The organism is Bacteroides caecigallinarum, assembly GCF_016902295.1.
Classification (GTDB): Bacteria; Bacteroidota; Bacteroidia; order Bacteroidales; family Bacteroidaceae; genus Phocaeicola; species Phocaeicola caecigallinarum_A.
Genome location: NZ_JACJLQ010000033.1, coordinates 18964 through 37006, shown reverse-complemented (window position 1 = coordinate 37006; position 18043 = coordinate 18964). Strand labels below are relative to the sequence as shown.

At 38.6% G+C, this 18043-nt stretch carries 17 protein-coding genes; 9 read left to right on the top strand and 8 right to left on the bottom strand.

The window, feature by feature from the left end; translation table 11 throughout:
- Nucleotides 1-127: 127 nt before the first annotated feature.
- Together H6A27_RS11125 and H6A27_RS11120 are read left to right on the top strand one after the other, a co-directional pair.
- Nucleotides 128-427: a hypothetical protein gene (locus H6A27_RS11125; RefSeq protein WP_057250916.1), complete on the top strand. Its 300-nt coding sequence runs from the start codon at nucleotides 128-130 to the stop codon at nucleotides 425-427.
- A gap of 391 nt (nucleotides 428-818) precedes the next feature.
- Nucleotides 819-1385: a YdeI/OmpD-associated family protein gene (locus H6A27_RS11120; protein WP_204508716.1), complete on the top strand. Its 567-nt coding sequence runs from the start codon at nucleotides 819-821 to the stop codon at nucleotides 1383-1385.
- 47 nt (nucleotides 1386-1432) lie between these two features.
- Here the strand turns inward: H6A27_RS11120 and H6A27_RS11115 are convergent, their stop codons facing one another.
- From H6A27_RS11115 to H6A27_RS11090, 6 genes are read right to left on the bottom strand one after another with little or no spacing between them, the layout of a single operon-like run.
- Entirely contained in the window at nucleotides 1433-2305 is an 873-nt protein-coding gene (locus H6A27_RS11115) for a hypothetical protein (protein ID WP_204508715.1), read from the bottom strand.
- A 17-nt stretch (nucleotides 2306-2322) separates the two neighbouring features.
- Nucleotides 2323-5985 carry an ATP-binding protein gene (locus H6A27_RS11110; protein ID WP_204508714.1) on the bottom strand — a complete coding sequence of 1221 codons (3663 nt, stop codon included), beginning with the start codon at nucleotides 5983-5985 and terminating at the stop codon, nucleotides 2323-2325.
- On the bottom strand, nucleotides 5969-6520 hold the full coding sequence (locus tag H6A27_RS11105) for a condensin complex protein MksE (protein ID WP_204508713.1): 552 nt from the start codon (nucleotides 6518-6520) through the stop codon (nucleotides 5969-5971). The genes H6A27_RS11110 and H6A27_RS11105 overlap by 17 nt, the downstream gene beginning before the upstream one ends.
- Nucleotides 6521-6575: 55 nt before the next feature.
- Nucleotides 6576-7772, bottom strand: coding sequence for a hypothetical protein (locus tag H6A27_RS11100; RefSeq protein WP_204508712.1), 1197 nt, complete (start codon nucleotides 7770-7772; stop codon nucleotides 6576-6578).
- A gap of 45 nt (nucleotides 7773-7817) precedes the next feature.
- Nucleotides 7818-9311: a type II toxin-antitoxin system HipA family toxin gene (locus H6A27_RS11095; RefSeq protein ID WP_204508711.1), complete on the bottom strand. Its 1494-nt coding sequence runs from the start codon at nucleotides 9309-9311 to the stop codon at nucleotides 7818-7820.
- Between the two features lie 8 nt (nucleotides 9312-9319).
- The gene (locus H6A27_RS11090) at nucleotides 9320-9628 is read right to left on the bottom strand and encodes a helix-turn-helix domain-containing protein (RefSeq protein ID WP_204404820.1); all 309 of its coding nucleotides are present in this window, start codon (nucleotides 9626-9628) and stop codon (nucleotides 9320-9322) included.
- Between the two features lie 772 nt (nucleotides 9629-10400).
- Here H6A27_RS11090 and H6A27_RS11085 point away from each other — a divergent pair.
- From H6A27_RS11085 to H6A27_RS11065, 5 genes are all read left to right on the top strand, one after another.
- Entirely contained in the window at nucleotides 10401-11291 is an 891-nt protein-coding gene (locus H6A27_RS11085) for an EamA family transporter (protein ID WP_204404821.1), read from the top strand.
- Between the two features lie 31 nt (nucleotides 11292-11322).
- On the top strand, nucleotides 11323-12123 hold the full coding sequence (locus H6A27_RS11080; RefSeq protein WP_204508710.1) for a YqiA/YcfP family alpha/beta fold hydrolase: 801 nt from the start codon (nucleotides 11323-11325) through the stop codon (nucleotides 12121-12123).
- A 29-nt stretch (nucleotides 12124-12152) separates the two neighbouring features.
- Nucleotides 12153-12359, top strand: coding sequence for a hypothetical protein (locus H6A27_RS11075; RefSeq protein WP_204404823.1), 207 nt, complete (start codon nucleotides 12153-12155; stop codon nucleotides 12357-12359).
- 201 nt (nucleotides 12360-12560) lie between these two features.
- Nucleotides 12561-13070, top strand: coding sequence for an HD domain-containing protein (locus H6A27_RS11070; RefSeq protein ID WP_204404824.1), 510 nt, complete (start codon nucleotides 12561-12563; stop codon nucleotides 13068-13070).
- A 26-nt stretch (nucleotides 13071-13096) separates the two neighbouring features.
- Entirely contained in the window at nucleotides 13097-13633 is a 537-nt protein-coding gene (locus H6A27_RS11065) for a flavodoxin family protein (RefSeq protein WP_204404825.1), read from the top strand.
- A gap of 83 nt (nucleotides 13634-13716) precedes the next feature.
- On the opposite strand, the gene H6A27_RS11060 is transcribed toward H6A27_RS11065, so the two are convergent.
- Nucleotides 13717-13923, bottom strand: coding sequence for a hypothetical protein (locus tag H6A27_RS11060; RefSeq protein WP_204508709.1), 207 nt, complete (start codon nucleotides 13921-13923; stop codon nucleotides 13717-13719).
- A 164-nt stretch (nucleotides 13924-14087) separates the two neighbouring features.
- On the opposite strand from H6A27_RS11060, the gene H6A27_RS11055 reads away from it, so the two are divergent.
- Together H6A27_RS11055 and H6A27_RS11050 are read left to right on the top strand one after the other, a co-directional pair.
- Nucleotides 14088-14756, top strand: coding sequence for an AlkZ-related protein (locus H6A27_RS11055; protein WP_204508708.1), 669 nt, complete (start codon nucleotides 14088-14090; stop codon nucleotides 14754-14756).
- 671 nt (nucleotides 14757-15427) lie between these two features.
- Nucleotides 15428-16504 (top strand): glycerate kinase family protein, encoded by a 1077-nt coding sequence (locus H6A27_RS11050; RefSeq protein WP_204508707.1) that lies wholly within the window; start codon nucleotides 15428-15430, stop codon nucleotides 16502-16504.
- Between the two features lie 9 nt (nucleotides 16505-16513).
- Here H6A27_RS11050 and H6A27_RS11045 read toward each other — a convergent pair whose 3' ends face one another.
- A complete protein-coding gene (locus H6A27_RS11045) occupies nucleotides 16514-17953 on the bottom strand; it encodes a Na+/H+ antiporter NhaC family protein (RefSeq protein ID WP_204508706.1) in 1440 nt (479 codons plus the stop codon).
- Between the last annotated feature and the right edge of the window lie 90 nt (nucleotides 17954-18043).

Below are 18043 nucleotides of genomic sequence, written 5' to 3'. Positions count from 1 at the left end.
AGCAGATGAGGACACGCTGATGCGTCAGCTTATCGAAAACAACAAGAGGCTGGAAGCACTACAGGCATATGCACAAACTGCCTAAAATCTAAATCAGAAACTTGAGTAATTTATAACAATATACATCATGATTAAAATTTACAGTATGAATACTTGTCCGGACTGTATTTATGTTGAAGAGCAGATACAGGGAGACGACAGATATGAGATTATAGACATAGGTTCGCATGTAAAATATTTAAAGGAATTTCTAAGAATCCGTGATAACAGCCCTGTTTTTAATGAAGCGAAAAAAGTTGGAGCTGCAGGTATTCCATGCTTTGTTCTAGAGGATGGTTCTGTTACACTCATACCAGAAGAAGCCGGACTTACTTCAAGACCAATTACAGAAGGAATGTCATGTAATATAGACGGAAGTGGTTGCTGATACAAACTATATTTTGAGACATCTAACCTATCATATAATAAAGCTTAAATATGAGATCTGTTTATTATATGATAGGTTGTACCAATAATAGTCTTTAATCACAAACTGACCTTTAGATAATAATTGATAGTTCTATATTGTTTACTACCTTTCTCATTCAGAAATTGTGTTTATTGGAGATACAATTTCTGACATAATGCAATGATGATGAATGGGTATGCTTATCTGACGCTTGCTGTATGGGAGAATTCTGCCAATGAGGATTTAGAAAGATATAATCCTAGCAAATTACTCAACTATATTGAGAAATTATTGGAATATCTTTTTAAGTCATCCGATGAACATTGAAGATATTTCCGTATTTTTGAAATACAAATCAAAATGGCCTACAATGGAAATTCATAATTTGTTAGATTTCAAATCAAGAACCGAGCTGCGTGAATGGCTAATACATAACCATAAAACGGAGAAAGAATGTTGGGTAGTCGTGAAACGTGGAAGGCCTACAGATGACAATACTTTCTGGTATATCGATGCTGTAGAAGAAGCCTTATACTTCGGTTGGATAGACAGTACTACTAAAAAAATAGCAGATGATGTAACAGCCCAGAAACTTTGTCCACGAAAGCCAAAAAGCAATTGGTCTGAGCTCAATAAAGAAAGATGCCGAAGAATGGAACAATTAGGACTGATGACAGATGCAGGAAGAGCCGTTCTACCTGATATGTCACCTAATGGTTTTATCATAGACAAGGATATATTACAGAGGCTACAATCCGACTCGGTAGTGTGGAACAACTTCTGCCAATTTCCTGATTTATATAGGCGAATCAGAATTGATACCATCCAAATCAAGAGGAATCAACCCGAACTTTTTGAAAGTCGCCTGAATAAATTTATAGAAAATACCCGAAAAGGACTTCTCTATGGAGAATGGAATGACAACGGAAGATTATAAAAATACAGGAAAGCATTAACCTATTTCTATTTTTATTACCTATGTATCTAGCTATTTTCAATGTAACCTTCCTGTTCATACACCCTACAATAGTGATGAATCATTTCAACCAACCCATTCAAACGTGAATCTATAATCTTCAGATTTTTATATCTAAGATATTGAATGTTATACAGTCCCGTATTACCAGATTTCAACCTTTCTTCAATATCTTCGGGAATAAGGAAACTTGCTCTGTCGCCTAGAAATTTATAAAACTCTGACTGATATATACATATACCTGCCAGATCAAAATCTCCAAAATGTATATATCTATTAGGAATTTTAATAAGCCATTCCCTTAAATCTGCCGACTGGGGGTATCTGGAAACGAACAGAACTTTATTATCTCCAAACAGATGCTTCTGACTCCGTATATGACGGAAGTTCTCACCATTCTCCACTCCCACCACTGTCACGTCTGACGGTATATAAAATTCATCCGGCTTTTGTATGAAAACAGCACTTCCTTCCGGAGGCGAGATAATAAACTCGCTATTCCCTATTCTTGCATGAACAGGTTCGTAACAGTTCACAAGAAAACCTCTGAAAGTTCGAAGCTTAAAAGTCTTGGAATCGCCGGTTTCCTGTACAAGCATACTGCGCTGCAAATCTTTATTTTCGCCGGAAAAGATTTCAATCCATCTTTCGAGAGAAGTGCCGTATGTATAATTATCTGAAATATATCTGCCGAATGCCACAGGATCTGTAAGGCGATAGGAAACTCTGCTGCCACTGGCTATTCCGGTAATAAGCCCCTCTATCCTTAATTCATCAACTATCCATCGAGGAAGCGAGCTTGAAGGAAGAGTTTTTCCTTCAAGCATATAAAGTAATTTTTTCGCGACAGATATTGTAAATCGTTTTTTATTTATTTCCATATTGTTACAAGCCATTTTTATTTTCGTGTAAGCAATGGCACTACCCTTGTATTGCTTTTCGCATCTTTGCTTAACAGATAAGTATATTTATAATCCTCAACATTATAGGTGGTAGGCGAACTGTTGATAAGCAATATGTTGCGGCAATTTGCAAATTCAAGTATGCCTTTCACATTATTGGGATGCAGCTTACCTATTTCATCCATCATACAATGCACCTTGAAATCTCCGAATTTCCTTGAGACTTTTTCCTTGAAAACATTGATAAGCATGATGTTCACCATTGCTTTAACCAGTATGTCTGTGCCGTCAGAACCTACATTCGCTATTTTCTCTACCCAGCCTGTGTCATTATCATTTTCGATAATACGGAACTCCAGATTAAAGGTATCAGAAACGACAAGACTCTTCCTGGAAGGCTCATCCTTGAGCAGTTTACTGAATGAATTAAGATATTTTACAGCCTTGAGATTCACGTTCTCGCGCGAATCCTGTGAGAACAGGTCCATTTCACCCATGTTGAAGGTGTTCCCATCATTGAAATTCTTTATTTCTATAAGAAGCTGCATAAGTTTGTCGTTACTCTGCAAAGCTCTGAGTTCGATGCTGCGGATAACTCCTGCAAAATTACGCTTGATGAAATCGTCATTAATATCTTTAATAGTCTTATTAATAAGACTTTCGCTTTGGGTAAGTTCTCCTGTTTCCTTTGATATGCGCCTTATTATGTTTACGTACCTTTCACTTATGCGGTTCTGATATTCTGTGATCTTATTGTTTTCCACAAACTCACATAAATTGGATGCGAAATCCATGTAATCGGAATCACACGACAATGACTGAGGGAAACTGAAAGTATTTCTTGCAGTAAAATTACTGTTAAACAGATTTACCGATTTTTTGAAATTCTCAGTATCCTTGCCAAAAGAAACAATCTGACTTTTCAACTCTTCCACTATCTTACCACAAGGTTTATTGGTAGGTAGTTCTTCATGAGTGTACGACTCCGGAGGACAGAAACCTTCATCTTTGCGGAAATTCTCAAGAACGCAAAGATCGTTCTTAATGGCATCACGTTCGGCCGACTTTTCGTTTATACTGTTTTTTACAGTTTCGTACTGACCTGTAAGCTTGTTTTTCCGCAACGCGTATTTTTCTTCAAGCTCGTCCAGATGCATTTCATTGTTCTTCTTGTTGTCGCGCAATTCCGGCTCACGGTCAAACAGTTCTCTCTTGTCTTTCTCATAATTCCACACCAACGACTGTTTTTGCGATATATAATCCAACTCAGACTTTATAGCATCAATTTTTGCTTTATAGGAATTTATAGCCGATGTATCAGCTCCCTTACCGTTCAACTCCTCGTTCTGCAACTTGTGAAGTTCTTTTTTTCTGTTATCCGCATCTGTACGCCGGTCGGACAGTTCATTTTGTACTGCCTGTATCTCAACTTCAACAGCACTGCGTTCTTTCTTTTCCGCCTTTCTCAGCTCTTCATTAATCTGAAGAATCCGCTTTTCTCTCTCCTGTTTCAAAAGTTCTTCATTATTGCAACATTTTTGCCTTTCCTTTTCCTTGCCTCCAAGAAGTGTTTCTATCTCATCCAGCCTGTTTCTTTTCCACTCCGATTCTTTGCGTTCCCACGAAGCCTGTTCCGCCTTAATATTCTTAATCTGAAGAGGATATTGCTGTAACTGAATTTCAAGAACCTGCCTTTCGCCCGATATTGCTGAAATCTGCTTTCTGTACTTATTCTTTATCTCTTCAGTACGCTTCGTTTTTTCTTCATTCAGAAGGCTTATTTTTCTAGTATATTCATCTCTTTCGGAAGATTTGGCCTTAAACTCAGCTTTAAGCTGTTCCGGTGAACGTAATTCACGCTGCACTTCAGCCAAATTAATTTTTACACCATATAAAGAGCCTCCCTCATCGGTTGAGAGTTCAGGAGAAAGATTCTGATTGTAGAGTATAAGTTGTTCATCTGCAATCTTACCTATATTTTCCTGCCATCCTGGCCTGTTCTTGTCGAGCCATTCGCAAAAAGAGCCTTTGCTGCTGTTTATCAGCACATTCAATGATTCCATTTCTGCGTCCAACTGTTTCCTGCAGCGTAGAGCCTCATCTATTTTCGTATCATACTCTTTTTCAACTATCATAGTTTCCGCTTCTGACTTCTGTCTTAGGCGGTCGCACTCCAGTTTCAGACGGTCAGCTTTCACGGCGGTATCCTTTTCTTCGGAAGATATGTTTCTCAACCGTTCCTCACAGTCTCTTATCTCATCCTTGAAATGAACAGTACACTCAACCCTTGTTTTCTGTTGTTTCAGGTTGGATATTTCTTCCAGCAGCTGTTCCTTGCTGTCGGCAAGTGTTTTAAGTTTCTCTTCATAAACAGAGCGTATTTCTTCAGTCTGACTGTTGCTTTTCTTTGTCAATTCCGCAATCCTTTTACCAAGTTCGTTTTCAAGGCTTAATACCCTTTTGTTGATTTCATTCTCAAATCTTTCAAAATAGGTATCAATGCTCTGTTCCATCAAAGAGTATTTGCTTATTACATCCCGGTACGTACTCGTGAGTTCATTATACACCTTATTTAGAGACTCCAGTTCATATTTCAGTGCCGGTTCCTTATTTACTCTTGGTATAACCTCATCAATGCGTTCCTGTTCATAATATTTTCGTTTTTCCCTTATCTTCTTAAGGTCAGACTCTATAATACCGCTTAACTTTACAAGCTTGTCGCGCTCTCTGTCAAACTTATCTTTTTCTTCTCCAAGCAAACGTGTAAACCGTTCGGCTTCCTCTTTAATTTGCAGAAGCTGTTCCTCCAGCTCAGGGAGCCTCAAGCGTGACACCCTTTCAGAATAATTGAGGTGCTGTCTATCGTCTTTAATCCGCTTTTCAGCATACAGAAGCATTCTGTAATTCTTTATTACTGTATCAGCCTGTTTCCTGACAGGTACCACTCCATTTCTATCCTGTTTTATCCACAGCATTACGTCGGAATATTCCTGCTCGAAAGTCTCTATCTGGTTCCGATAATAACTCAGGTCGACAACAAACTCATTATCATCCATTGACTGTATGATGGTATCCTTTATAAAATCGGCATCAAGCTTCGAGTTAAGGAATACATTCTGAATTGTACGCGGTATATTCTGGTATCGCGAGCTCTCTACAATGGCATACTTACGGAACTGAAGCAAATCCGGTTTTCTGTTGTTGCCGAATATTATATCACGAAACATATCATAGCCTGTAACCAGCGACGACACGCTTGCACCCGATTCCGACACTCTTGTACGAATCACACTCCAGTCGGCAGAAACCTCATTTTTGCCGTCAACAAACCACTCCTTACTGTATGGTGCATCAATAAAGCGGAAGGCAGCCCTACCCATCGACTTCGTTACAACTACGGTATAGGCACCGTTTTCGCGCATTACTTCATAAACTATATACGAGTTGGCAAAAGGGAGATAGAAAGAATCAAAATTCTTCTTTTCTTTCGGTATGCCCAATCTGAGTTTGTCTGCATTATAGAAAAACAAGACAGCGCGCAAAAGGGTACTTTTACCAACGCCCTGGGTGCCAATAAAATGTACATTGCCATCCAACTTTACTTCGGCATACGGTACATGTGCGCTGTTCAGAAATATTACCTTATTGAGATATCTCATCGTTCATTTCCTCCGATATTGTTATGCAGTCCACCAAATCCTCCATATAGTGAAATGCCGTTAATACTTTATAAGTGCTATCATGTTCGTTCTCGAGCTCTATCATTCCTGCCTTTTCAAGTTCCGAAACAAGTTTCTCCACAATCTCATTATATTTCTTCTTATCCTGAAACAGTTTGGAAGCCTTATCCTTCAGCTCAATCTGGCAACTTATCTGAACTTCTATGTCTGCCGGACGGAACTTAAACCCGGGACCGAATGTAGCATCATACGTTTTAAGGAAACTTAAGTAGTCTATCCACTTCATAACTGCTTCAAGTTTTCGCTCAAGATCAACTTTCGCCTCCTGGCGGGTGAACATATAATATCCGTCACCACCTTCGAGATAAAAACCTATGCCTTTATAATATTCGTAATAATCGGTCAAATCCTCTTCTATGGCATCATAATACCGCTTTATAGCAGGAAAAACGCTGTTTGCAGAAATAAATCCGCCCTTACTCAATATATTGAATATTTCTTCTGTATATTTCATGCTTATTCTGATTATGATTATGTAATTATTGGGAGCAATCGGTAATTGTTTGGAGTCATTTGGAATATATCAAAGGATATTCCACGTCATGACTTGTTTCATACTTTTCAGTGAAATTCAGTCCATCGGCATACTGCGATGCTATCTGGCAGAAAAACAAGATTCTCTCGTCAGTGCTAAGCTCTTTATGATAATTGTAATTCATTACAAACTTAAACAGATGACTGCTTGATGCCGAGAAAGCATTATAAATTTCCTGTAAGTTTATCTGGTCAAGAACTTCACCTTCTGTTTTCATATATTCCTGAGGTATAGCATCGGCAATATTCTTCGGACCTTTAGCCATGTTCTTCCTTTTTGATATGATTTTTCTTATTATCTCCAACGCCACTGCAGAAGTACGCAGATTATCTACCGAAAGTTTTATCCTGTAATTGGTCTGAGGCTCCATCCACAGAGGATTTCTCATACTGACAACCTGACGTATATCAGTTTTTTCGTCTAAAAGGAACTGGTCACGGAGGTATTTCAAACGGCGGACTTTCTCGAATATCCTGTTCTGATAAGCTATAAGATTCAGGTAATGAATAATCTGCTTCTCTATCTCAATTAGATTATGATAAGAATCATTAAGCTGAAGTTTCACGTCATTCACCGCTATACGCATTTGAGTGTCCATCGCAACTCTGAAAAACACAGGCTGAGTGTTGTCTATTATATCTTCACTCCTATTGATGAGGAGTGCTATGTTCCTGCGTTTTTCATCAAGATTATTCAATTTTGAGAGCTTTACACGATAGTTTGGTTCATTCTTATAAGTATTGTCAATGTTGCGTTTCAAGTCTATTACATTACGCACTGTTATCATTGCAATATTTTTCAGACACCGTCTTACCTCTTTGTGATAATTATATTTCCGCTGCTCATTATCTTCTTTAAGATAATAATCGATATTTTCATTCAGACGTCCCAGATAATCATTTACAAACGAAACATTTATATTCTCATTGACCTGTAAAACATCCTCGAAGAATTTAAGATATACATCCTCCATTTCAAGGAAATTCCCGCTATCTCTTATTATTCCGTAGTCAATAAGATATTTAATTCTTTCTTCTTTATATTCAGTGAGTTCGAGTGCATAATCATATTTCAAGGAAGTTGAAGCTCTTTTCTGAAACATCTGTTTCAACAAAAGCTTCTCTCTTTCAAGTACACGCAAAAGCTCATCAATAGATTTAAAGGTATTCATAGTTCAAGTGTTATAAGAATTACTACTGAAATGATGGCTACTAATTTAATGAATAAAATACTTTTCCACCATATCCTTGAGCTGATCTGATGACAGATTCGCAATGCCCTTTGATTCAATAAGTGAAAACTCTTCTTTATTCTTACCAATAATAAACTTACGTTCATGACCGTCTATTTCAGCAAGCAAATGGAAATTTCCCTTATACGCCTGCTCCATACGGATGTTCTTTATAATATGTCCGTTTATGACAAATTCGCATATTTCAGGGGTAATTTCCTCTAACTCTCCCCATGATTTCAGACGGTCAACTATAGTGCTTTCAACACGCCCTATCCACTGTTCAGCAACACCATATTTAGTGGCAACCATACGAAATTGTTTTATGGCATTAACTATATCACGTATTATTGCATCAGGCCTACGTATTCCATTATCTTTGGCAAATTGAATAACATCATCCCGTGTTATATTCCTAAGTTTTGCCCTAATATACATGCAATGATCTTCATTTGGCAAGAATCTTCCATTGTCAAATATATAAGTTACATCGTATGCAGGAGACAAACGCCAAGTACCGTCCTCACTCATAACGAATGAAAAATTCTTATTGTGATCATCTGTATTGTTTGCCAATACATTAAAGACCATCCTGCGGAATACCTCATAACAGTCTGTTTCCGGCAAATGGAGCTTCCGACATACTGTAATCAATTGTTCATAACTGTCCGCATCAGGACTAATTGCGGCCAAAGTTTGTGTATGAATTTTTTTTCCATTATTACGGTCAAACCGTTTTGTCATGAAATGATTATTCCCGTCCACCTTATAGAGTTTTGAAGGCATCATATTTATCCCTGCCATTGTAGCAAGTTCATAGTAAGACATCTCCAATTCTGCCGAATTATATTGCGAATTACCAAATTTGATCAGATAGTAATCAAATTCCTCTAATCCGGAAATCTGCCCGCTACGAACCTCACCATTCTTTCGATTAATGGCAACAATGGCCTTAGGTTGGCGACCACCGGCTGAAGTACTAACCGTAAGTAATGATTGCATTGTTACCGACTCTTCAGGTAGGATTCTGGCATTTTCTCTTTCTGAGAATATACGCTCTGCCAAATTTGCCAATGATTTGATATCTATTTTTTCAGACTTACGCTCTCTTGAAACCTCAGGCAAAAATTCCAAAGCTCCCATTCCACGCTTTCCTATAAACGAGAGTTTGTCAAGAGGAGTAATATCTGCGTTTGACAAGTGGTTCTGTTGGCGCCATAATTCAAAAAGTTGATTACCCCAAGCGTCAGGCAAAGAATCGGCTAAAAAAGCCGGTAATTTTTGATAAATCTTGACCTCTTCTCCCCATACAGGCATAAGTCCTCTCGCTCCATCAACCGGTGCAACTAATGGAGAAATGTTAAGACCTTTCTTCAAAAAGGCCGGATTATACATAAAATAGGATAACCTGCGTCTGGCATCCCATGCCAATTTACCAATTTCCTCACCCCAAAGGATTACTTTTAACGACAGTACCATAATTTATGCTATTTAGAATGTCTGACACGCTGTACCTTTTTATCATCCCTACGCATCAGGTAAGGAGATTCTGGCAACTCCGGAAGAAGATTGTCTATGGTGTTAATCTGCCCGACCACTTTCAACAACACAATAAATGTTGACAACGAAATATTGCCAGCTGTACCATTCTCGAATTTGTGGATGGTTGTAAGTCCAATACCGGATTGCTCAGAAACATCTTTCTGAGTGAGATTGCAACGAATTCTATATTCTTTAAATCTGTTACCTAATAACTTTACAAGCTCAGGCGTGGAGTATTCATAGAAATCTACCATATAAACCGCATTTATATATCATTATAATGATAGTTACATATATTTTCAAGCGTTAATCTTCACTATTATGAAGATTATAAATACAAAGCTATGTAATTTCTGAGAATAAAACTAATTTTTCTTAGAAAACTTATCGTCAAATCATAGTGATTGATTGTAAATCCTATATTTTTTATTTATTCTATTTTCAATATCCTACCACTTGCTGCATCCACCTAAATAGTAAACATACAACAAAGATCCTAAACTGAAAACAATATAGAAAAAAATTAAGTTCAAATGATAATGATATAATATCGTCTTACTTTTTTTGATTTTGTTACATAATCAAAAAATATAAATAATCTCCGGATCACACCACAGGTATTACTTAAATATATTATTATTTTCCACATTAATACATTGAAAGATTCACAAAAAAGACCTATCTTTGTTGTACCATCATCATGTAGTGCATGGGATAAAACTATCAAAGAATCAACGTTTTATACTTGATTTTTGATATACAAAATTTGAATGAAAAAAGGCGGTACAAATAAAATCAACAAAAGGCTGAAAAACAAAGGTTTGCACTTGTACATAAAATATGAAACTTACTAAAAATCATTATAACAGAAATCAAGTATAGTATAATTGCCTTTAAGTTTCTCTAATTGTTCACTTATAGATAACTTTTTCTTCCTATAAAAGTCAATTTTCAGACTTTTAAAAGTATAGTTTTGCCATTTTAATAATTAATTTTGCACCCCGAAAATATTTATCGACCAAACACATGAAAAAACTAAGCAAAAATGCCATTATAGGCTATCCTGCCGGAATCATTACCGGTATCACTTACGGATTGAACCCTTTGTTTGCAGTTCCGCTTATGAAGAACGGAGCGGCTACCGAATCCATACTATTTTTCCGTTACTCGTTTGCAGTACTGTTATTGGGATTATTCCTTATGTTCAGAAAGCAAAGTTTTAAGGTTTCCAGTAAACAGATAGGTGTGTTGTTTATCCTCGGACTGCTTTATACAGGAAGTAGCGTCTTTCTTTTCTACGCATACGAATACATAGCTTCGGGACTGGCTACTACACTTGTATTCCTCTACCCTGTCCTTGTGGCAATCATAATGGTTTTTCTGAAGGTTGTCCCTTCATGGCCTGTATGGCTTGCCATTGCCGCAACTTTCGGAGGGGTGCTCATCATGACACAAAGCGATGGGTCGCAGACCATCAACCCTATCGGTGTTCTGCTTTCTATTGCATCGGCACTGGTTTACGCTCTTTTCATTGTAATAATCAACCGCAGTAAAGCAATTGCAGGCATTTCCAATACTTTACTGACATTCTATGCTCTTACAGTGGGAGCAATTGTGTTCATAGGAAAAATCATTTTTTCTGACACCGCCATAACAGCCGGAATCACTACCGGAACGGACTGGCTCAATCTGATAGGTCTTGCACTGTTTCCGACTATTGTTTCAACCGCAACTTTGGCCATTGCATCACGTAATATCGGAGCCACAAAAGCATCTGTTCTCGGTGTTTTCGAACCTATTACGGCCATCGTTGTAGGTACAGTAATGTTTGGCGAACCGCTTACTGCAAATATCATTTTAGGAATCTCCATTGCTATAGTGGCTGTTACATTCATGATTACAGTTACAAAACGATAAGTATATAATCAATATGAGAAGAGAGAAAGACATGAAAAAAATACTTTTCTTACATGGATTTTTTGCCAGTGGAAGTTGCCAGATGGCGACTGCTTTAAAAGAAGCTTTGGATGGTCATGCCATTGTGCTGACTCCGGACTTACCTTTGCATCCCAAGGCAGCACTGGAGCAGATACGTTTGATTATTGATACGGAAAATCCCGACCTGATGATAGGCAACAGTTGCGGCTCTTTTTACGCACAGATGCTTGCACCGATAGTAGGAATACCGGCATTGCTCGGTAATCCACACTTCCGCATGACACATTTTCTGAAGGAACGCATTGGCGAGCACCAGTACAAGGCCCCAAGAAAAGATGGCAATCAGACTATCATAATAGATGAAACACTAATAAATGAGTTTGCCGAGTTGGAGGATAACCAATTCAATTACGTTAATCCATACTACAAAGACCGTATATGGGGAGTGTTCGGAGAACAAGATACATTGGCACATTATGAACCTCTATTCCTTGAATACTATAACAATGCATATCATTTCCCGGGAGGACACACACCTTCCGAACAGGAAGTAAAGACATGGTATGTACCCCTTGCCATAAAAATGTTGATGAAGTTTCCTGTCCATAAAGAAAGATACTTCCGTCATTTCAAGGGAGGTATGTACAAATACATACATTCCGCTTTCGACAGCGAGACTCAGGAACGAATGGTAGTGTATCAGGCACTATACGGAAACATGTCGTATTGGGTACGGCCGGAAAATATGTTTTTTGAAAACATAGAAAGAAACGGAAAACGTTTTTCAAGATTTACAGAGACCGATGTATAAATTCCGGACTTACCTTATTTTATCAGATTATGAAAATAGAAGAAGCCATCATATACGTAATAGCGAAGAGGAATGGAGGTATGACTACCGACCAGATAGCGGAAGCCATAAACCGTTCGGGGCTGTATATGCGAAAAGACAACCAGCCTGTAACGGGCAAACAGGTTTACGCGGTAGTTTCACGTTTCCCTGCAATATTCACAAAAGAAGCTGGCAGAATAATGTTGTTGATATAAGATTCATATTAAGCAGAATACATCTGTAATTCAAAAAAAACGTGGTGTCATTTGAGTTCGAATGACACCACGTTATGAATCAAATGTGAGCACATTTTTTCATTATCCTGTCAGGCTCAGGAAAATTCCAGGTTAATGATAAGATTTTCGAAATAAGCAAAGGTATAAAGATATTAATAACTAACTAAATCATTTTATATAATGACACAACACACAATACTGTCCCGACTGATGAGGGAAATGATAAAATATGATAGTGGTGACGTAAAGCGCATTCAGCATCTGGTTAAAGTACACGACTTTGCCCGTATTATCGGTATAGCCGAAGACATGAGTGAAGAAGAACTGTTTGTGCTTGAGGCAGCAGCAATCCTGCATGATATAGGCATACACGCAGCCGAAGCGAAATACGGAAACTGCAGCGGCAAGTATCAGGAAGAGCTCGGACCTGATGAAGCCCGTAAAGTACTGTCACGAATAGAAGGTTTCAGTGACGGACAGATAGAAAGAATATGTTGGCTGATAGCCCACCACCACACATATACAGACGTTACTTCGAAAGACCATCGCATATTGCTTGAGGCGGATTTTCTTGTAAATTCATTCGAGGACAACATCTCCACAGACGGAATCATCGCCTTCAGAAACAACGTATTCCGTTCTCAGTCGGCAATAGCGATGCTGAATGATATGTGGAATATAAAACAGTAATTCTAAAAAATAAATACAGTATCATCATGAAAAAAGTAATAGTTATTTCAACCAGTCTGCGTGCCGGTTCAAACAGTGACATGCTGGCAGACAAGTTTATTGAGGGTGCTCTCAAATCGGGAAATGACGTAGAAAAAATTTCACTCATCGACAAGGATATCCGTTTCTGTCGTGGATGTCTGGCTTGCCAGAAATTAGGCAAATGCGTTATCAATGATGATGTAAACGACATAATGCAGAAAGTTCTTAACGCAGATGTTATAGTATGGGCTACACCAATATATTACTACGAAATGAGTGGACAGATGAAGGTGCTGATAGACCGTATGAATGCCATGTACGCATTAGATTATAAATTCCGCGATGTATATATGCTTTGTACAGCGGCCGAGATTGAGCCGGAAACTCCAGAACGTGCCATAAACGGTCTTGGAGGATGGATAGAGTGCTATCCTGAAAGCCGTCTTGCCGGAACACTGTTCTGTGGTGGGGTTGATGCTCCACGAACTATTGAGGGTAATGATAAGCTACAGGAAGCGTACGAGCTGGGGATGAGCGTCTGACACTATATAATCTGTAAAGAAGGCACTATAAAATATTATTAGTGAATAGTTCCTTTTTATTTAACCTGAATATTCAAGTAATGTCAATAGGAACTATTCCTTATATCCAAAGTTACATCAATGTATGAGCACTTACCTTCTATATAGTCCGCATATAGCGTTTCCGGGTCTCTACCTTTCAGAATACGGCATTTGCCACACGACTCACAGTCATGCATACATTCCCATGCGCTTAACACATATTCCCTGCGCTCTTCCTTAGTAGATAGTTCTATTTTTGGAGGTATCATCTGTCAATTACTTATTTTCTACATTAATACTTACAGCATAGCCAATCTTATGAGATTTGCAAACATACGGAAAAAATCATTGTTTCCAACTGTTCCAATACTTAAAAGAAAATTTTTGCGTAATTTTGTATTAGCCATAAACATTACATCTTAAACTTAAAGATATGGATAAAGAACTCTTTCACTCCTGCCCTGAACTGATTGACTACATCAACGAAATAGGTTTTCTCCCACTTCTAAGTATGGGTATAGCTGGATGGTCGGCCGAAGAAGTTGTAAACGAAGATTGCCAATACAACCGTCTGCCTGACGGCGGATGGGAATGGCCTCTATGGGAATGGAAAGGCTCGATATTGCAGGAAAGCGGATGCGCATACGGCAAGTTCTTCAAGCGCAAAGCTGCATTCATAAGCCGCGAATGGTGGCCAGATTTCTGCAACTTCAGAAGAAGCGTTTATCCCTCTCCCGAAGAAGGAAGTATAGAAGACACTATCCTGGATATTCTGAGAACAGAAGGCAGCCTCATCACACGCGAACTGCGCCATGCCTGCGGCTTTACGGGTCCGAAGATGCGCAGCCGTTTCGACGCATACGTCACACGGCTCGAAATGGGAGGATATATAGTGACCGAAGACTTCGTCTATCCGCAGGATCGTCATGGACGAGATTATGGTTGGGGATGGTCTCTGCTCACAACTCCCGAAACACTGTTTGGCAAAGAAGCTTGCCATCCTGAACGTACTCCACAGGAATCATACGAAAGAATCTTGCAACACTTCAGAAAGATTTTACCCGATATTTCAGAACAATCATTAGGTCTCTTACTCAAATAGATTCATGCATATCAGATTATCATAAAGGCACAAGTTCATATAAGCAAATTACATTATGTAAGTATTCGTATAAAAAATACGAAGCATAGGAACCAACCGCTTATTGCATCTGGAAGAAAATGTGAAACAGACTTATGTTTTTAATTTATAAAAATAAATGCTAATCTTGCGCAAATGTTAAATCAAAGAATAAAATTAACGTCTTCTTTTGTCCAAAAATTCAAATATCAACTAATAAAACTTGAGCACGTTCAAGATAAAATGACCTGTTGTTTAAATTAAGATAACAAGAAGTTTTATTTTACTTAACATCACGTCATATCTATACAGATTATATGCATTGCAATCTCTATTTCGAGAGCCAAGTCTGCAATAACAAAAAGCATAAAACAAAGCATATTATATATACAAACAAGAACCTCCAAGGCATCAATTACTGCATTTTGAAACATATTAAGTCAAAACAGCTGTCATTTTCATCATTTTCAGCAGATTAAAATCATCTAAGAATCTAATTTTATAACAGATTATGAGCACCAATACGATTTTATTCATTCTCAGCCCTGCAAAAATATCAAATTGACAAAACAAACAATCTGACAAAAACATTGACATTCAAAGTTAATTCAATAACTTTGCGAGTTCCTACATTTACAGAAAGAGAATAACCAATGAAGAAAATAATCCTTGCCATAGACTCGTTCAAAGGTTGCATGACCTCCGAAGAGGTTGAAAATGCCATATCCTCCAATCTAAACTCAAAAGAAATTGAAATCCACAAGATACCGATGTCTGACGGAGGAGAAGGTATGCTTGAGGCTTTTATATCTGCTATGGGCGGAAAGATAAAGGAAGCAAATGTTCACGACCCTCTCATGCGTCCTATAACCGCACCATATGGAATAACGTCAGGTGGAACAGCTGTAATAGAAACGGCAAAGGCATGCGGACTGACTCTGATGACTGCAGAAGAACGCAATCCGATGAAAGCATCCACTTATGGTGTGGGCGAACTGATAATCCATGCAATGCACAGCGGATGCAGGAATTTCATAATAGGTCTTGGCGGAAGTGGAACAAGCGACTGCGGAGCGGGAATGCTAAGAGCTATTTCAGACAGCTTTCCGGCAGAAAAAAACATAAAAGACATAATATGCAATGAAATGAAAAACTGCAGTTTCACGTTGGCAAGTGATGTACGCAACCCTTTATATGGTCCTGAGGGAGCAGCCAGAATCTTTGCACCGCAAAAAGGAGCCACGGAAAATATGGTGGCAGAATTGGATGAAAGAGCGAAGAAGTTTGCTTGTGAATCTGCTCTGATAATGGGAAAAGACACATCGCATGAACCGGGAGCAGGTGCGGCAGGTGGATTGGGATATGCATTTCTTCAATATTTTCACTCCACATTCAGATCGGGTGCCGACCTGTTGCTCGACCTCTCCGGTTTCGACAGTCTGCTTGATGGAACAGACCTTGTAATCACAGGCGAGGGCCATGCAGATGCCCAAACACTTATGGGAAAACTTCCTGAACGTTTACTGCGACGCTCACAAAGACACAATATACCGGTATGGCTCATAGCAGGGCGGGTAAGCCAAAGCAATAAACTCCTATCAGAAGGATTTCAGAGAATATACAGCATCACGCCTGAATGTATGCCTACAGAAAAGGCTGTAATCCCTGACATTGCCAGAGAAAACATAAAAAGGTGGACAGAAGCCCACCTTTTACCTATTATCCGGTAAATTATCCACTTAGTCTTTCTTCACACGGAATATTTTATATCCGATTGCCGAAACAAAGATACTCATCAACGGACTGATATAATTGAAAAAAGCGTATGGCAGGTACACCAGCGTTGGTACACCAAGTATAGTAGCCTGAGTCATACCGCATGTGTTCCATGGAATAAGTACCGAAGTAACCGTCACAGCATCTTCCGTAGTACGGCTCAACAAACGGCTTTCGTAACCATTGTCCTTGTAGATATCCTTAAACATATTTCCCACTAATATTATGGATATATACTGGTCGGCTGTAGCCAGATTCAAGAAAATACCTGAACCAACAGTAGAAGCGACCATACCGGTCAGCTTACGAGTAAACTTAACAAATACTCCTGTTATACTTGCCAACATACCGCATGCTGTCATGGCACCTCCCAAACACATAGCACAAATTATCAACCATATTGTATTCATCATACCGCCCATACCTCTGGTTGAAATAAGTTCTGTCAGCTGAGGAGTATCAGCCTGGAGATTGGAAGACGCATACATAGCTTGAAACGTAGTCTTGAAAACAGATTGTGCGTCGCTGTTTCCACCGGCAAGTTCTACAATGTTATCCATTTGGAATACAAGCATAAATACAACAGCCAACGCAGTAGATATAAACAGTGTGATAATTGAAGGTATTTTCTTTGCAATAAGTATTCCTGTAACTATAGGAACAATAAGAAGCCATACTGATATATTGAATCTGTCTGCCAAACCATTGGCAAATGATGCCATTTCCGCCGTACTACCTACTCCATGATTAAATCCTTCCACCAGAAATATTATCAAGGCTATTGCTAAAGACGGAACGGTTGTAATCATCAGATATCTGATATGAGTAAACAAAGGAGTATCCGTAACTGACGAGGCAAGGATTGTAGTATCCGACAGCGGAGATACCTTATCACCGAAATAAGCTCCGGAAATTATCGCTCCCGCAATCCACCCTTCATCAAACCCCTGTGCCTTTCCTATCCCCATAAGAGCTATCCCAATAGTAGCGATTGTTGTCCATGAACTACCTGTCATAACGGAAACTATAGCACATATAACACAACATGACGCAAGGAACAAACTTGGGTGTATAAGCTGCACGCCATAATAAATCAACGTAGGAACAACGCCACTGAGCATCCATACAGCCGATAAAGCTCCAATAATCAACAATATGATAAGAGCTGAACTAACCCCGGCAATATTATTGACTATGGCATGTTCAATATCTTTCCATTTTATTCCATAGCCTAACATACCTATGGCAGAACATACAGCCGTAGTTATCAACAAACATACCTGACTTGCACCTGAAAGCGCGTCAGAGCCAAAACTTTTTATTGTGAAAAACAACAATATAACCAATATAATTATTGGTAAAATAGACATTAGAGGAGACGGATAAGTCTGCAATTTTTTCATCCTTGAACAATCTTTATTTTAAAAACCTGTGCAAAGGTCATAATATTTTCCCTTATAATATAATTTCATCATCTATATTCCATTTTTTTT

Coding starts and splice junctions, on each gene's coding strand:
- H6A27_RS11065 (WP_204404825.1), top strand. CDS start 13,097: ATGAAAAAAGTAATAGTTATTTCAACCAGTCTGCGTGCCGGTTCAAAC.
- H6A27_RS11050 (WP_204508707.1), top strand. CDS start 15,428: ATGAAGAAAATAATCCTTGCCATAGACTCGTTCAAAGGTTGCATGACC.
- H6A27_RS11085 (WP_204404821.1), top strand. CDS start 10,401: ATGAAAAAACTAAGCAAAAATGCCATTATAGGCTATCCTGCCGGAATC.
- H6A27_RS11055 (WP_204508708.1), top strand. CDS start 14,088: ATGGATAAAGAACTCTTTCACTCCTGCCCTGAACTGATTGACTACATC.
- H6A27_RS11080 (WP_204508710.1), top strand. CDS start 11,323: ATGAAAAAAATACTTTTCTTACATGGATTTTTTGCCAGTGGAAGTTGC.
- H6A27_RS11045 (WP_204508706.1), bottom strand. CDS start 17,953: ATGAAAAAATTGCAGACTTATCCGTCTCCTCTAATGTCTATTTTACCA.
- H6A27_RS11120 (WP_204508716.1), top strand. CDS start 819: ATGGAAATTCATAATTTGTTAGATTTCAAATCAAGAACCGAGCTGCGT.
- H6A27_RS11095 (WP_204508711.1), bottom strand. CDS start 9,311: ATGGTACTGTCGTTAAAAGTAATCCTTTGGGGTGAGGAAATTGGTAAA.
- H6A27_RS11115 (WP_204508715.1), bottom strand. CDS start 2,305: ATGGAAATAAATAAAAAACGATTTACAATATCTGTCGCGAAAAAATTA.
- H6A27_RS11125 (WP_057250916.1), top strand. CDS start 128: ATGATTAAAATTTACAGTATGAATACTTGTCCGGACTGTATTTATGTT.
- H6A27_RS11100 (WP_204508712.1), bottom strand. CDS start 7,772: ATGAATACCTTTAAATCTATTGATGAGCTTTTGCGTGTACTTGAAAGA.
- H6A27_RS11070 (WP_204404824.1), top strand. CDS start 12,561: ATGACACAACACACAATACTGTCCCGACTGATGAGGGAAATGATAAAA.
- H6A27_RS11105 (WP_204508713.1), bottom strand. CDS start 6,520: ATGAAATATACAGAAGAAATATTCAATATATTGAGTAAGGGCGGATTT.
- H6A27_RS11090 (WP_204404820.1), bottom strand. CDS start 9,628: ATGGTAGATTTCTATGAATACTCCACGCCTGAGCTTGTAAAGTTATTA.
- H6A27_RS11060 (WP_204508709.1), bottom strand. CDS start 13,923: ATGATACCTCCAAAAATAGAACTATCTACTAAGGAAGAGCGCAGGGAA.
- H6A27_RS11075 (WP_204404823.1), top strand. CDS start 12,153: ATGAAAATAGAAGAAGCCATCATATACGTAATAGCGAAGAGGAATGGA.
- H6A27_RS11110 (WP_204508714.1), bottom strand. CDS start 5,985: ATGAGATATCTCAATAAGGTAATATTTCTGAACAGCGCACATGTACCG.